Genomic DNA, 14,603 nt, shown 5'->3' on the forward strand with positions numbered 1-14,603 from the left:
ACCGACCGCACGGTAGCCATTTCCATCGTGGCTACCGACTCTCTCAAATATGAAAAAATGAAGAAATTTACGAGTACTGCTTCGCGAGGCGAGTATATTGTGTAATATGTTCGCATGGCAAAGTTTTGAGAGTCAATGCTGGTGCCATGATATAACGTCATATATTTGTCATATAAACGGTCTGTATTCATGTCGGATATGTTTTCCGGTTCATTGATATCCTCGGAATTTACCGAGATAACCAGTACTCCGCCGCGTATCATGGCAGATATTGTGGAAACTGTTCCGGTATTGGGGGGTGATGATATCGGAGCTACGGTAAACCAGCTTTTCACAGATGACGACAATCTTTCAATGATCGCTGTTTTACATGAAGACGGGCGACCGGTCGGGATTATCGATAGACAGTTTTTCTTCGCGGTTATGTCAGGACGTTTCGGACGTTCACTCTACACCCGACGGAAGGTGGGCTTACTCCTCAGAGGGCCAACCAAAGTTGTCGAATACGATGTGGCCATAGCAGATTTCACTCGTTCACTCCTTGGTGCCGACGCACACGATCTCTATCGCGGTTTCCTCATAGTGCGAGAAGGGCGGTACCTTGGAGTTGGTTCGACCCTTTCTTTGGTTCGAGCTGCGAATCTGCAGAATGAAGCGTCTGCCATACGTTCAGCAGAAACGGCTGAAGACCTTCGTCAGGTCATCGCGGCTATCTCCACAAGTGTTGAAGCGGTCTGCAGGGCATCGTCGTCTATTCGGGAGGGAAGCCTCACATTATCTGGGCATACCCAGAGACAAACCCAGGATCTCACGATTGCAGCCGCAAGTGTGAGAGAGATGAATGATGCAGTGCAGGTAAATGCAGAAGACGTTGCTTCAGCCAGGCGGCTCGTTTCAGATATCAATGAACAAGCGGGCTCGTTCAAGGATATTGTTGGTGAGACAGTTTCGGCCATATCCGGTATTGCCCAACGCTACTTCAATATGGTCGAGAGCCTCCGACTGATAGAAGATATCAGCCTGCAAACGCGATTACTCTCGTTCAACGCTGCGGTGGAAGCCGCCCATGCTGGAGAGGAAGGGAAGGGTTTCGGCGTTGTTGCGGATGAAATCCGATCACTCGCGCATCGCTCGGCGGAAGCCGCACAGGTTATCGCTGAGCTCGTGACCCAGTCCCAGGAGACCATGAAGACAGGCGTCGCACTTACTGAGAAAGTTGCAAGTGGCATGGAAAGCATAACATGTCAGGTTGCGAGCGTGAACAATTTCATTCGTAGTATTGAAGATACAACCAAAAACCAAGCCAGTAGTATTGGCGAAATCAACAAAAACATAAAATCTATTGAGGACGTTGCTGGCAATAATATGTGTATGACCGATGATGTTAATAGAAATTGCCTCGACCTTGACCAGCAAGTCGCCTCATTGAACGAATTCCTCAAACGGTATGCTCTTTGAAGCTATTTTGGAAATTGAACGTGAAGGGTTTTCAGCGAGTCTGGTACACGATTCAAGCTCTGAATATGGACGCCAGAGCAGAGAGGCCGCGTGGCCGATATCACTCGCAGGACGAAATGCTATCCGTCTGATCTGACAGATGAAGAATGGGAACGCATAGCGCCCCTGATGCTGCTTGCGAGCCGGCGCGGCCGGAAACGAGTGTCTGATTTACGTGAGACCATCAATGCACTGCGCTATCTTGCCCGCTAGGGCTGCGGATGGGAGATGCTGCCAGCTCATTTTGGCCGGTGGCGGACTATCTCCTGCTGGTTCCACAGGCTGATGCGTCGTTTCCTGCGATCCATGATATTTGCCTAATGCTGGACCGTAAAGTAGCAGGACGCAAAGCTTACCCATCCGTTGGTGTCATCGACAGCCAGAGTGTCGAGGCTCCTCATGCCAGCGTCCGTAGTTATGACGCAGGCAAGAAGATCGCCGGTCGTAAGCGCCATATCGCGGTTGACACAGATGGCCGACTGCTTTCGGTCAGGCTGATGCCAGCTGATATTCCAGATAGCGCGGGAGGGCAGATGATCCTTGATGCCATCCGCAAACGATGGCCGTATGTGAAACATCTTGTCGCATACGGAGCTTATGATCGCCTCCATTTAATGCATAAAGCCGCTTTTCTAGATTTTACGGTCGAAGTTATTCGGCGCTAAGACATCGCAAAAGGGTTTGAAATCCAGCCGCGCCGTTAGGTCGTTGAATGGACATTTGGCTGGATAACCCACTGGCGACGCCTCGTGCGCAACTGCGAGCGCCGCATCAACGTCTCACAGACCATGATCCTCGTCGCCATGGGCACCAATCTCACCCGTCGAAACGCTCACCCGTGACTTTCCAAACAGGCTCTAAGACTTGGTGGAGGTTCACCCAACTTTCACCTAACGCATGTAACAGTCTCAATAAGCTTATCTACTAAAGGGGTTTGAGAGCGGCCAGGTCACCCAAGTTCGAGTGCAGCAGATACCTTCGCCAGAGAGGGAGCTAAAGCCTCGATGTTTGGCGCAGCTTTTTCGCTCTCGATCTCATTTGCCAGTCGCCCCGCCTCTGCCTGGTCCAACTTCCTCAAAGCTACCCGCGTCACATATCTGGCTTTTTCAAGATTGCCGGTCAGCTTGCATTTCATGATCTCTGCCTGTGTCTCTGGAGGCAGTTTTGCTGGCGGCATCCAGATGGCCTTCAGCAGGTCCAGATTTTGTCTGGCCCTATCGCACTGGGCGACATGGCGTGCTTTCCATGCGGCGATCTCCTCTTGCCTGCGCCTATCGGCCTCGCGGCAGAGCGTGACAAGCCATTCCCTGCATGTGTCCCGTCTGACGATCTTCTGAAGCAGCTCACGGTTCTCTCTCCGCAGCTGCGCATTGGCCTCCTCGCGTTCCGTCGGAACAGGCAGGCAAAGCGGCGCGGGCGGCGTGGTACGCAGGCCCAGATGCCAGAACACAATCTCCAGAAGATAGCGCAGGATCTCGGCCAGCATTTTCGAAAGCCGCTCGATTTCTTCGTCGAGATGAGAGAGGCGTTTCTTCTTCGAGAGGACAAACACCTTCTCACGCAAGGCATCACGCTCCCGCCGTGTTTCCTGCAACCGTTTTCTGGTCTGCCAGAGCTGTCTGCGCACGTCTTCTATCTGCGCAAACAAAGCTGCGCCTTGTTCATCGACAGAGCGCCGTGGGCCATACTCCATAGGCGGTCTTGCATTCAGTACCGTGCGGCACGCTCGAGCTTCGTGCTTCTACTGCCGGATGTAGTGAGCAAAGTTCGGTGGCAGCTCATCGATACGATCCAGCGAAACGACTTTCGGCTGTTTGGGCGAGGGCGGTGACGGCCTTACTCTCGCAGCCGCTTTGGCAAGCGCTTCGGGGTCACGCCTGAGTTGCTCGCATGGTGGCAGGAGCAGACCACGCTGCTCTGCGTGACTTTCCATCGCAGCCGTCGCCAGAGCTGCACGCTCCAGGAGCGGTTTGACTGCTGCCCGGATATCGCCGCGCTTTGGCCGGGCGGCTTCCTCTACGAGGAGTTGGCGGAAATCCTTCATGCGTGTTTTCGTCAGGCGCGCGAAAGACCCCATAAGAACGCCGTCTGACGTCTCAATGATATGCGCGTCCTTACGGGTATCCTGCCGGTCTCCGGCACGCATAACCCAGCCTCTTGTTTTCAGCAGGGCGCGAAAACGATGCAGTTGATTGCCTGACTGCGCCCAGAGGGAGGCGATAGTCTTCTTCGCTTCGGCAAGATCCAGCCCCTGCCGCTCGGCCATACGACGTGATTGCGAGGTGTAGGCTGCACGTGGAGGGGGCCGTGACGCGGGATGTCCTTTGGTCAGAGAGGACGGTGTGTCAGGAGATGCTGGGGTAGGGGCGGGGAGGTTTGCAGTATCGGCTGCGGGCTCCTGCAGGACCACCTCAATGCGCTCCGCTTCTGCCGTCTTTCCTTCATGACGCAGGGCTTTGACAATGGCCCGGTCATGCCGACCCGGCACCAGCTGATGCCCCAATCGGATTTCCTCGAGACGGGCGCATTTTTCCAAACGCTGCCAGGAGAAGCGCGAGCTGAGCACATGGTCGTCCTGCCATTCGGGTAGGAGCAGGTGACCATGGGTGCTGCCATCCTTCTGATGCACGACGAGCGTCATACGCTCCCTGTCCGCCTGTAACTCATCGCACAGCCTGGCTGCAAAAGAGGCGAAAGCCGCGTCACTCATGGCCTCGGCAGGGTTGAAGGCGATATGACGTAGGCCACAGCGTATGCCCTCACGCCTTGCTTCCTTCATCCAGTCGGCCAGACACCAGTCACTGCCATAGAGAATGCGTATCGCCTCATTCCTCGCACCCCGAAGCACGTGGTGGGAAACGGCCTGATGGCCGCTGCTTGTCCGGATACGGGTTTCCTGCACAATCATGCGTTCCCCTCCGGATTATGAGGAGGCTTAGTGCAGCGTTGTGGGCAAGGTCGCTATCGGCTGGGATACTCCTGCTCTGGCCTTTATCCCTGCCTCCGGTTCGATCATCTTCCGCTGTCGGGACGTCCTTCTTGTCCTCGTCACACGCATGGATTTGAGCAGGACATCGACGCGGTCCTTTGTCTTTTCCAGCGCATCCAGAACGTCCCCCGCCCGGACAGCGTCCCCACAATGGGCAGAATGAGCCAAAACTGGTTGAGGTTGTTACCAATGTGCCCGAGCTCGCCCCGCAGCTTACGTAACGAGACGCCCACAGCCCGCCCGTCATGACCGGTCAGGGCGGCTTCCTTCAGCAAGGATCGTACCCAATGAGCGGTGGTCTCATGGCCTAGAAGACGCGCTGTATCGGCCCACGCAGCGAGCTCGTCAGGCGAGGCACGAACCGACAGGCGGGACGAGCGGGCAGGGCGGGAGTGGCCGGAGACGGGAGGCGTCACGGGCACAGGAACATGCGGCGAAGCAGACATGGGATGCGCTTTCCATCAAGGGGGTCAACGGGGGCGACAGCCCCCTTGCCAGCTGCTTCGTGCACCCAACGGGTAGCCACGAAGCACTGCTGGCTCAGGGGAGCCAACCCATGACCTCATGATAGAACAGGACGGGAACGGATGCCGGACAGAACAGGTGGCTTCTGACAAACACCGTGCAGAATGAGGGGAAATTTCTACCTTCCGGCCTCGGAAAATCTGCGCCTTTGCTATCTGTCGCGTCCGGTCGCCGGAAGGCTTTCCCTCAGCTTGCTTCGCTCTCCTGTGACGCAGTCTCAGCGGCGTCGGTATTGATTGTCGCCAACGTTATGAATTCCATGAGAACGCCAATTAGCACAAAGCCTGCTCATTCTATCCTATCGAGAACCAGCTCCGCACGCATAGGATCATATCGGTAGCAGGTAATGGAGCCATCGCGGATTCGCTTGACCGCAGCGTCTATGACGAACAGCGGGACCAAGAACCATTCTCGTGGAGTCACCGGACGTCCAAAGCGATCGGGGACCTGGATGTTTAACTGCGCGGGCCCGAAGACGCGATGAATCAGGTTTTCAAGCCGCGTCTGGCTGATGTTATACAGGTTGTAGGTCGCCACAATCTCGACTGGGGCCATAAGGAACGTCGGCTGCAACTGCGCACCCGCGATGCGCTTTTCCACGTCGAGCGTTGTCACGCCGATCTTGTGGACCAACTCACGATTGGCGGCCACCAGTGGGTGATCGGACTTGCTTCGCAGGACATAGATTGTCCCGGTTGTGCTATCACCTTCCTCAGGAGCATCCGCGAATAAGGGGCCAGCAATGGACTCGGTGATGCGGCGGCCAGTATCATCCTTGTTCAAGGCCCTCTGAAGTGAGCGCATCAGCATGTTGCTCTCTGTGCCATTGTCAAAGATTACACGAAGCCTAGCGTCTGTTCGCCCCTGATCGGTCAGTGTGGGTTCTCCCATCTCGGCGACATAGGCTTTCTGGCCCTCGACGATAAAGAAGCGACCTTTCTGGATCTCCGCCTTAAGCTCGAAGGGACGCGTTTCCCGCTGCCCATTCTCCAACTCGCGTTGTACCTTTTCGAACAAAGGCTTGAATGCCTCAAAATTATCGCAACGCTGGCGATTGGCGACCTCATCTGCGGCCTTGCGCGTCGAGCTGGACCTGACGTGCTGAAGGTCGGTGAGCGGATTTGCCGTTACCTCGATACCAAGCGCCGCCAAGATCTCATCATCATCCATCGCGTCGGCTTCTTGTGCAGATGCAGCCCTGGTCAGGAGGTGGTTATGATCCAGATCGGCCAGTAGCTCGATCGCCTCTGGAAGGCTCCGCAGTCGTTCAAGGCGCACGGCATACAGGCGTTCAAAAATGTCGCCGTTCTCGGCGTGCGAAGGCAAACGATCGTGCTCTGAGACGAATCTCTGGATGTCCTCGAAACCTGCGATGATACGTTGTTCGCGAGGTGTTCTGCTGGCGTGCTTTTTCTGCTCGACCTCAATGCCGAGTTCGGCCAGCAGGGCATCGTCTTCGTCGGTGAAGTCGTTAGCCATTCATGGCCTCCTGTTTCATGCGGGCGAGGAATGCCACACCTTCGGCCATTTTCTTTTCCCAAGCATCCGTGGAGGTGAGAGACGGAAGGCGACCGCGCTCCTGCCTGAACCGCACAGCGCGTTTTGCCAGATCACGCGCTTCTTCGGGTGTAAGCTTGATTTTCTTGGCCTCGATCACGGCGGAGACTTCCTTCAAGCTCTGCTCGCTCATCGTTTTGGCGAGGATCGCGTAAGCTTCGCTGAAGGGATTGATGCGGTCGATGAGGTCGATGTCGAGATCACGAACGCTGAGAGCGAACTGGCGAACACCATCGACGAATGCGGTGTTGGACGCAGGCTCTGATCCATCGCCTACTAGCGTTTTCTTCGCCTGCTGAGTGAAGTTCATGGCCGCGATGGTGTGCTGGCGCACAGCATCCTGATCATTTTCGTCCAGCTCGGGATACTTGTCGCGGACGATCTTGCCCATGCGTACTTGCGTCAGCTCTTCGGGTACCATCTCCTCGTCGAACAGGCCGCGCTCGATTGCAGTCTTGTCCTGAACAAAGGCTGTAATCACCTCATTCAGGTCGTTCTGGCATATACGATTGGCTTCGGGGCTCTTGGGAGCGGTTAGTCCCTTAATTTCGATCTGGAACGTCCCGCGCTCCTCATTGAACCCGACATTACATTTATTCTCGTCATAGCCGCCTTGTCCGTAATCGAAGCCATCCTGCGCGGTGCTAGCTGATGTCTTGGGCTTGAATTCGAACTTCGGTGTCAAAACCTGTTCCATCAGAAGGCTGGCAGCGATGGCCTTGAGTGTATCATTCACCGCTTCCCGAACGGCTTCCTCAGATGCGTCCGGCTCGGCGATAAGGTTGGTGAACCGAGCATGGGTCTTACCTTTGGCATCGCGCGTGGCCCGCCCGATGATCTGCACGATTTCGGTAAGACTCGAACGGTAGCCTACGGTCAAAGCGTGTTCGCACCAAATCCAGTCAAACCCCTCTTTCGCCATGCCGAGCGCGATGATGATGTCCACATGGTCACGGTTGTTCTTTTGGCTCGGATCTTTCAGAGAAGCGGCCACCTTATCTCGCTTGGCAGGATCATCATCCACCAGATCGGCGATACGCAACACCATGCCGTCGGGGCGCTTCACAAGCTGGAAGCCGGTTATCGGATCGGTGCCTTGCCAGTCGCCCAAGGCGTCGATGATGTGTTCGACTTCCCTATGCTTGTCCTTGGTGCTTTCGCGCGAGTTGACATTAGGAATGTGAAGAATCGTCTTTTCGATCGGGTTCAGCACCTTCAGCAGCTCATCCGCATAGGGGCCGCTATAGAAATAGTACCCGATGTCGAGCGTCTTGAGGTAGCTGTAACCGCTGAGCTGTTCGTAATAGGTGTAGGTAACGGTCTGGAACCGGCCCTCGTCCTCGGGCGACAGGACGGCCTCTGTGTCACCCCGAAAATACGAGCCGGTCATGGCGACGACATGCACCTTGTCGCGCGCAATCAGCGCTCCCAAATGCGCGCCAAGCTTATTGTCGGGATTGGCCGAGACATGGTGAAACTCATCCACGGCGATCAGCCGGTTGTCGAACGCCTCGATCCCGAATTTGTCCACCGCAAAGCGGAAGGTCGCATGGGTGCAGACGAGGATCTGATCCTCACCCTCTAGAAACTTGCCGACCGCGCCTATCTTGCCGCTGTCGCCGCCCGGCGCGTTGCAGAGGTTCCAGCGGGGTGCGACGGCCCAATCCCAATAAAAGCCGAATTGGGAGAGAGGCTCATTTGCAAAGCTAGATCCGATCGACTTTTCCGGCACAACAATGATCGCCTGCTGGATGCCCTGGTTGTGAAGTTTGTCGAGCGCGATGAACATAAGAGCCCGGCTCTTGCCCGAAGCGGGAGGCGACTTGATCAGCAGATATTGCTCGCCCCGTTTCTCATAGGCGCGCTCCTGCATGGTGCGCATCCCAAGTTCGTTGGACTTGGTGGAGTTGCCATTGGCTGGATAGGAAACAGAGATAGACGGAACGATGTTCGAAGTGTTCATGCGAAATAATCTACCAATTCTGTAATCCTGATAAAAACTCCGTTCTTATCAGGATTGGGATTGTACTTTAGATAATTTCCAACCGCAGATTTTATATCTTTTAAGTCACTACTAATTTTTATCCCCTGAACGCATTCCTTCAATTTATATGCGGGATGGAAACTCTGCTCCTCCTTCACGAAGTCCGGGAATTCTGGATTTCTGCGATACATTCCTCCAAATACAAGACTTCCCCGAGCTGGTTTGCGAAAGTCTATTATGATAGCCTCTTTCGGAAGCTCATTCCAATCCCAGTATATCTCGAACTCATCCCCATATAGTCTGCGGACAGTATCGTTGCCGTGATCGACAATCAGTTTATCTTCCGGAGCTAGCGTGTATGTAACCACCACATACCAGCTATTGTCGTCGAAGAACTGAGGGTCCTTTCTCAGGACAGTCAGGAAAGATCTTTCAGACTGATTGCGATCCAGTGCTGCACGTTTGATACGTTGGCGTAAACGCCAAGCCACTTCAGCTTCTGAGAGCCTCTCGCCAGTGATTGGTTCCGCCGTCAGCCAAAGTTCAGAGAAGCGATCCGCTATGGCGGCCTCTACAACAGGAAATGCAATATTAGATTCTTCCCAGCCCGCCGCATCAGAGCCTTCAAAGCCAAGTCCGTTTGCTGACATGTTGGATGAGCCCAGAAACGAGAACGATGTTCCGATTACGCCAATCTTTGCGTGAAGATTTCTATGGCATTTGACTTCATAGCCAAGCGCCAGAAGAGTGCGTATTTCATCGGGGTTGGTGCCACCCATATCCAGATTACATATAAGGCGAGAGCTTAACCCCGCACGAAGCCCCAGTTGCTCACCGGCCCCCCTGCCCCAAAATGCTACCGCAAGATCAATGCGGTCCGAGCCTTCGATTTGCTGCTTTAACTGCCTCATTAGCTCGGGACCATTTAAAACCGCATAGCTCATACGCACACCTTGGTCGTCATCTTGGTGTACATGTCGAACAGCTTTTCGAGACGCTCGGTGTCGTTTTTAAAGCGGCGACCGATGTAAATGCGCTCCAAGGTTTCATCGTTACGGTCATGCGCCGCGCGCAGGTCAGCGGGCATCTTCTCGGGGTCGTAGAGGTCCGCAATGGTCGCCGGGAAATGCGCCTCGCGCGCCAGAAGGATGTCTTCGGCGCAACGGGTTAGATCTTCGCGATTTTTCTCGGTCAGCTTCGGGACCGGGAAGGTGTTCCAACCAAGGGTGTTTGAGTATGCAAAATCAGTCCGTGTGCGCCCACAAACAATGGCAATCCACGTCCGATGCAGTCTTGATGCTAGAAGGGATAATGCGAACGACGGAGGCGAGTAAATCGCAAAATTCTGGCTACTAATAATCGAGCCTGATCTGACAAGCCCTACAGGTAGGTATTCCCGTCGCTCAGAGGTAATCCTCGGAACAACAAGAACGTCCTCATCACCTTTCTGACGTACTTCGCCGAATGCAAAAGGTACATTCGCCAGCTTGTTGGTGGCGCTGCGGTTCGACTGACGACGATGTTCTTCTACCATCGCAAACCGCTTCGCAAGGAGCGGAGAGGCCTTTGAAACTTCGTACTCTTCAGGCCGCACCCAGATACAGAACTTCTCAACTCCATTTATGAATTCTTGGGAGCCGATGAAAGGTCGAATGAAGTCACTGGCTGCAACGTCCATTCGCGCCTGTCTCGCAGCGTCCGCATCAAGCAAAAGCGCACCACCATCGTTTGGCATGTTCCCAAAAACCATCTCTGGCATGGAAAAAAATGCGGATCTGGACGGTGCAATTTCAACATTTGGCGCAGCTACTAAATAACCATTGATGTTATCCACCATTCTTAGTTCAAAGTCATCGATGCCTTCCGAGAAAAGAGCAGACTTCCCAGAATGCTTCATTGATATCGCGACTATTGAAACAGTGACACCAGCGTTATGCGATGCAAGATTGGCCCAAGTGAAAGAGGTATGAGCAAATGGAATTACAAATCCGTTCGCGAACAACGGTCCCCATAGCGCCTCAACTTGTCGCCCTTGATTAACAGAATTCGTCGTCACAAAAGCCGCGCACCCCGACGTGTAGCGAAGAAAATCAGCCGCCTTTGAAAACCAACCGCTCACGTAGTCGAGTATCTTTGTGCTGGTTGGCAAATTAGAGAACGCTGCTTCCAAATCTTCTTTTTGCTCTCGGCTTTGTTGTTGGCTGCCCTTGTATGGGGGATTCCCACAAATATAGGTCTCTCCTCCTTCATTCTCAAAGTCGATCTGCGCCTGGTCCAATGGTGCTCGAAACAAGTCTTCAGATTGGAATTTCACTCCTATCCCTGTGGGTGGGCAGATCGACAGCCAGTCTAGCCGCAAGGCATTGCCGCACGTAATCCAGTTCTGGCTGTCGAGCGGCAGGAACTCGGCCAGCGCCTCTTTCTGGCCGCGATAGGTCACATCGCATTGATATTCCGCAATGATCAGCGCCAGACGGGCGATTTCGGCCGAAAAATCCCGGATTTCGATCCCGCGGAAGTTGGTCAGCGGAATGTCGGTCTTGCGTTCGCTCTCGCCCCGGCGGCGGTTGATCTCGGCCTCGATCGCGCGCAAGTACTTGTAAGAAATGACAAGGAAATTGCCCGAGCCACAGGCCGGGTCGAACACGCGGATTTTGGATATACGGGTGCGCAGGTTCAGCAGCTTGCGGCCATTGTCGCCGGCCTCTTCCAGTGCCGCGTTCAGATTATCAAGGAAAAGCGGGTTCAGTACTTTCAGGATATTGGGCACTGACGTGTAGTGCATGCCCAGAACCGAACGCTCATCCTCGTCCGCAACGGCCTGAATCATCGACCCGAAGATGTCGGGGTTAATCTTGGTCCAGTCCAGTCCGCCGATATGGCTGAGATAGCGCTGCGCGATCTTGGAAAAGCGCGGCACCTCGGTCGAGCCAGAGAACATGTTGCCGTTTACATAGGGGAAGACATCGGCCCAGCGGGGCAGGTCGGCACTTGCTCGATCGGCGCTCTTCACATTCATCGCGCGGAAGATTTCGCTGATCACCTCATTCACGTTGGTGCCATCGCGGTTCGACATCTGGTCAACGGTGGCGGTAAACAGGCCCGCGCCGTTGAAGATGTCGGTATCCTCGGCAAAGAAGCAGAAGATCAGCCGCGCCATGAAGTGATTCAGATCGTGGCGGCGCTCAGATGTCCCCCAATCTGGGTTATCCTTTAGCAGTTCCACATAGAGCCGGTTGAGGCGGCCCGTGGCCTTGATATCGAAGGCGCTTTCGCGGATTTGCTTGACGGTCGAGATGCCCGCGAGCGGCAGGAAGGTGCCGAAGAAATTCGGAAAATCGGTATAGGCGCAGGCAACGGTCTCGCCGCTGGTCAGGTCCTCGGCCTGAAATTCCTCGCCGTCGGTCGCGAGGATGAACTTAGCCTTGAATTTGGTAGTGGCAGGACTGTCCTTTAGCGCGGCATAGGTTGCCGAAACCGTGCCTTGCGGGCAGACCACGATGTGGATGTTGTTGCGTTGAAGCACGCCGCCCAGATCGGACTTGTTGGCATCGCCCGTGCGCAGGCGCTTGATCTCCGTCGCCTTGCGTCCAAAGGCTTCGAGGAAGGCGTAAGGGAACTCCTGCGCATCGTATGGGGATTCGGCCAGATCAGAAATGGCCTGTTCGATCTCGACCGGATTCATTGACGCACTGCCTCGCCGAAGGGCGTTATCGCGATCTCATGGGCTCGCGTTATATCGCCCGCCAACTCGTCTTTCATCCGAGTCTGCGTGCGCACATCGAATGTCTTCTCAAGCTGCAAGACCGTCTCCGGTGATATGCCGTAGTAGCCATCAATCTGGTTGCTCAAAGTCTGGTGATCGACAGTTGAAGCCTTTGCGGCATTCGTCACCAAAAGGGCGTAAGGAGTTAGGCATTTATCGCAAACGACGAGGCCGAGGTGGGGCATCTGTATTCCTCTCTTTTGAGGAACTGTATGGTTCCAATTGTTCATTATCAATCGGGCATAGCAAGCGGTCTCAGCAGACGCCAACGCAGATGATAACCATTCGATAAGCAGGCATATCTATAAAGTAAAAATCTGTGGCCCGAGCGAGATATTTAAAAATGTATGCAAGTATATGACCTATAAGAGGCATTAAACTATATTGTATAAATCTTACCTAAAATGCCAAATAAAATATGATGCATATAATGTATTTTTACTCCCAGATGTTTGGGAGGCAAACTGCGATGTCGCACGTCCGGTATGTTGACGAAAGCGGACGATCTGAGAAATTGAGAAGGATCTCTGCTCATCTTTCGGGAATTGCTAGATCAAGTGTCTCGTAACTGATCGCTTCGACAACACGCTTAAGGTTGGGGACGTCAATCGCGGAGGTATAGTTCATGGTCCCCTGGCTGCGATGCGTCGCTTCATGCCCTAGGAGGCGGTCAATCCAGATCTCCCGTAGTTCATGCCCGGTATTGCGCAGCTTGGTCGAGACTGTGTGCCGGAAGCTGTGGAAACAGACCTCCCTGGGGAGGCCTGCTCTGCTTCGCAGGCGCGCAAAGGCCTGAGAGAAGCTCGCCGAGCGGTCGCCCGTCTTAGTGACGACCAGATCCGGGAACAGCCAGACCTGATCGGGCTTCATGAAAGACAGAATACCCTTTGCAATCAGCTCAGGGTGGATTGGTACGATGCGTGTGCCAGCCTGTGTCTTTGGGGACCATCCAGTCTCGCTGTGCGGGCGGACCTGGAAACAGGCGACACCCTCGATCATCTCGATGTCGGCGCATCGCAGGTTGCAGATCTCACCCAGCCTCATACCTGTGTAGGCAGCAATATTGATGATTGCGGCTGCCGTGCGTGCAGAGGGCATGCGGCTTGACCATGGTGTCGCACTGAGCTGCGCCAGCTCAGCATCGCTGAAGCAGCGTCGTTCGACCTTCTTCGTGACATGGTAGTCCCAGCCCGCCCAGACATTGCGTGACACCAGATCACGTTGCAGCAGGAGCGCCCAAAGAGCGGAGAGACGCGAGAAGTGGTTCTTGACCGTCTTGGCGCTGATGGTCTCGAGCTTCTCGGTTTCAGCGCGCGCGACCTCGTCACGGATCGAACGACCGTTGCGCTCCTTGCCGTGGGTGGAGGGAAGACGGAAGAGGAGATCACGGAATTCGCCTGTGGTCTCGCCGGTAATCCGTTCGACCTCCATGTCGCCGAAGGCATCGACGAACAGGTTAAGCGCTTTGCGCGTGCCGCGTTTCGTATCCTCTGAGCGATTGGTATCCGGGTAAATAAAACGCTCCGCCGCCATGCTGACCGTCAGAAGCTTTGAGCGGGAACCTGAGCTTGCAAGCTTTTTCCTTGGCGTGGATGGTTTGCGTGGGTCTGGTTCAGCAGTCAGCGGCACTGGGGCGATAGGTTCGCTCTTCGTGGCGGTTCCAATGTCGACGACGATGCTTTTCAGGAGATCGACCTGAGCGGCCAGATTAGCGGCCTCCGCACGCACTTCAGGCAGATCCTTCTTCACGATTTTCCGCATCGTTTCGAGCCGCTCGGTATCCTTGGCAAGATAGGGGCCGATGATGGAGAGAAAACGCGTCACGAGGTTGTTGAACTCGAGGAAGCGTACCTGAACCTCTGTCATTTCCCTCTCATGCTTGAGTTCGAGCAGGCGCATTTCGATGGCATGGGCAGACTCGGTATCGCGAACGAAGCTCTCATAAAAAGTGATGATCTCGTCTGGTGTGGGCGGTCGGGCTTTCGAGTCACTCATGGCGCGCCCCTTGTCGAAGAACTGTCCGGTCCGGTCATATAGCTGTGCCGCCCGTCTGCGAGCCTCGAGTTTAGCCGAAGTATCGAGCGAAAGGGAGATCTCGGACCGCCCCATGAGAGGCTGGATATCCTTCGGCACGGCCCTGCGAAAATGGTAGCGGGACCCGATCAGACGCAGCATCAAAAATTCCCATTCTGGGAAGAATACCGGGAAAACCCCGGTTTGACGCGTTGAGAGCCAAAAAACCTGTCAATCTCAATGAGATAGTGGTGCGAACTATGGGACTCGAA

At 54.7% G+C, this 14,603-nt stretch carries 10 protein-coding genes and 1 pseudogene; 2 read left to right on the top strand and 9 right to left on the bottom strand.

Going from position 1 to position 14,603, the window contains the following annotated elements:
• Positions 1 to 189: 189 nt before the first annotated feature.
• On the top strand, positions 190 to 1,458 hold the full coding sequence (locus NF685_RS08390) for a methyl-accepting chemotaxis protein (RefSeq protein ID WP_252849290.1): 1,269 nt from the start codon (positions 190 to 192) through the stop codon (positions 1,456 to 1,458).
• A gap of 63 nt (positions 1,459 to 1,521) precedes the next feature.
• A pseudogene (locus tag NF685_RS08395) lies at positions 1,522 to 2,339 on the top strand (IS5 family transposase).
• Positions 2,340 to 2,446: 107 nt separating this feature from the next.
• On the opposite strand, the gene NF685_RS08400 reads toward NF685_RS08395, so the two are convergent.
• From NF685_RS08400 to NF685_RS08440, 9 genes are all read right to left on the bottom strand, one after another.
• Positions 2,447 to 3,124 (bottom strand): hypothetical protein, encoded by a 678-nt coding sequence (locus tag NF685_RS08400; protein WP_252849291.1) that lies wholly within the window; start codon positions 3,122 to 3,124, stop codon positions 2,447 to 2,449.
• Between the two features lie 114 nt (positions 3,125 to 3,238).
• Entirely contained in the window at positions 3,239 to 4,405 is a 1,167-nt protein-coding gene (locus tag NF685_RS08405; protein ID WP_252849292.1) for a hypothetical protein, read from the bottom strand.
• Between the two features lie 140 nt (positions 4,406 to 4,545).
• A complete protein-coding gene (locus tag NF685_RS08410; RefSeq protein WP_252849293.1) occupies positions 4,546 to 4,932 on the bottom strand; it encodes a hypothetical protein in 387 nt (128 codons plus the stop codon).
• Between the two features lie 367 nt (positions 4,933 to 5,299).
• Positions 5,300 to 6,490, bottom strand: a complete 1,191-nt coding sequence (locus NF685_RS08415) for a GIY-YIG nuclease family protein (RefSeq protein ID WP_252849294.1) — start codon at positions 6,488 to 6,490, stop codon at positions 5,300 to 5,302.
• Entirely contained in the window at positions 6,483 to 8,531 is a 2,049-nt protein-coding gene (locus NF685_RS08420; protein ID WP_252849295.1) for a DEAD/DEAH box helicase, read from the bottom strand. The genes NF685_RS08415 and NF685_RS08420 overlap by 8 nt, the downstream gene beginning before the upstream one ends.
• Positions 8,528 to 9,496 (bottom strand): hypothetical protein, encoded by a 969-nt coding sequence (locus NF685_RS08425; RefSeq protein ID WP_252849296.1) that lies wholly within the window; start codon positions 9,494 to 9,496, stop codon positions 8,528 to 8,530. Before NF685_RS08425 ends, NF685_RS08420 begins: the two co-directional genes overlap by 4 nt.
• Positions 9,493 to 12,237, bottom strand: a complete 2,745-nt coding sequence (locus tag NF685_RS08430) for a class I SAM-dependent DNA methyltransferase (protein ID WP_252849297.1) — start codon at positions 12,235 to 12,237, stop codon at positions 9,493 to 9,495. Before NF685_RS08430 ends, NF685_RS08425 begins: the two co-directional genes overlap by 4 nt.
• Entirely contained in the window at positions 12,234 to 12,503 is a 270-nt protein-coding gene (locus tag NF685_RS08435; RefSeq protein WP_252849298.1) for an addiction module antidote protein, HigA family, read from the bottom strand. The genes NF685_RS08430 and NF685_RS08435 overlap by 4 nt, the downstream gene beginning before the upstream one ends.
• A gap of 346 nt (positions 12,504 to 12,849) precedes the next feature.
• Positions 12,850 to 14,493, bottom strand: coding sequence for a tyrosine-type recombinase/integrase (locus NF685_RS08440; RefSeq protein ID WP_252849299.1), 1,644 nt, complete (start codon positions 14,491 to 14,493; stop codon positions 12,850 to 12,852).
• Positions 14,494 to 14,603 lie beyond the last annotated feature (110 nt).

The organism is Asaia lannensis NBRC 102526, assembly GCF_024054035.1.
GTDB classification, from domain to species: Bacteria; Pseudomonadota; Alphaproteobacteria; order Acetobacterales; family Acetobacteraceae; genus Asaia; species Asaia lannensis.